Source organism: Lentilactobacillus hilgardii DSM 20176 = ATCC 8290, from assembly GCF_000159315.1.
In the GTDB taxonomy this organism is placed as follows: domain Bacteria; phylum Bacillota; class Bacilli; order Lactobacillales; family Lactobacillaceae; genus Lentilactobacillus; species Lentilactobacillus hilgardii.
This window is the reverse complement of the sequence record NZ_GG669996.1, coordinates 51,773-52,754: the sequence shown is the minus strand read 5'-3', so window position 1 is coordinate 52,754 and position 982 is coordinate 51,773. Positions and strand designations below refer to the sequence as shown.

3 protein-coding genes are annotated in these 982 nt (G+C 40.1%); all 3 read right to left on the bottom strand.

Annotated elements, in window-relative coordinates:
• Positions 1-160: 160 nt before the first annotated feature.
• Genes HMPREF0519_RS10880 through HMPREF0519_RS13720 form a run of 3 tightly spaced genes read right to left on the bottom strand, consistent with a single transcriptional unit; the run spans position 161 to position 744 of the window.
• Positions 161-355, bottom strand: a complete 195-nt coding sequence (locus HMPREF0519_RS10880; protein WP_003636184.1) for a hypothetical protein — start codon at positions 353-355, stop codon at positions 161-163.
• Positions 342-602, bottom strand: a complete 261-nt coding sequence (locus HMPREF0519_RS10875; RefSeq protein ID WP_003636182.1) for a hypothetical protein — start codon at positions 600-602, stop codon at positions 342-344. The genes HMPREF0519_RS10880 and HMPREF0519_RS10875 overlap by 14 nt, the downstream gene beginning before the upstream one ends.
• A complete protein-coding gene (locus HMPREF0519_RS13720; RefSeq protein WP_003636179.1) occupies positions 589-744 on the bottom strand; it encodes a hypothetical protein in 156 nt (51 codons plus the stop codon). Before HMPREF0519_RS13720 ends, HMPREF0519_RS10875 begins: the two co-directional genes overlap by 14 nt.
• Positions 745-982 lie beyond the last annotated feature (238 nt).

Genomic DNA, 982 nt, shown 5'->3' with positions numbered 1-982 from the left:
TACCATTCCTGAGTTTGCTTATCAAAAGCAGCTTTTTGCTGATCCTTGATATCCAGCTTCTGCTTAACCTCTGCCAATTTTCGAAAGGCCCAGTTAGCGGTGTTGTCATCCTCGATCACAAAAGGCTTCTTTTCTGATGCTTCCTTAACTTGATCCATAATTAATCCTCCTCGTATTTTCCGGTTGCTCGATAATCATCTAAGCGGTCTTGTTCGATTCGTAAGTATTCGATAAGTGCATCCCTCACGGTTGCCACTTTTTCCGCATTAATGGCACGCTTTAACCCTGCTACCCGAATGTGTCCGTATTTAACACGTTGCAAAGTAGATGTAGAAACTAATTTAGTTTGCATCATGTTCAACCACCTCTTTTTCAATGAGTTTGGGATGTGCTTCGCGAATATCTTCCAGGACAGAATTAAGTGCATCTACACCTTCGCCTTCACTTAACCCCATTCTTTGAGACAACATAAATGCTGAGGTAAGTAGCGCATATACTGCGTCATCACCATTTGTTTGCGCTATCGAAAAATCAAGTTCGCCTTTTTCGTCTTGTCGAAAATTCTTAATGAGAATTGCTGATTGCCTGTTAAACTTTGTCATTCTTCAAAATCCCCCTCCAGATACGTTGCCATAAGCTTGGCTTTGGCATAGAATAAACTTGTAAATTAATTTGATTTGCTGTTAATTTCGAAGCGTTTCGCAATGTCCGTTGCGAGGCGCTTTTTTCATGCGTTTTTCCCATAATTTCCTCCTATTTGAACCATTCACTTGGGTTCTTTACCATCAAGTAAACTAAGTAGCATCCGGCAAAAAAGCCAAAATACAAGCATCCGTATACGATAAATTTTCCGATTTCGTAAATCATTTTTAAGCCCCCTCTGCAAAAATCTGTTGCCGTTTAAAATACTTAATGCACTCTTCACGGTTGTACTTACTCTGATTGCCCTGCACAACATGTGGGCAATCCGGATAATACTTAT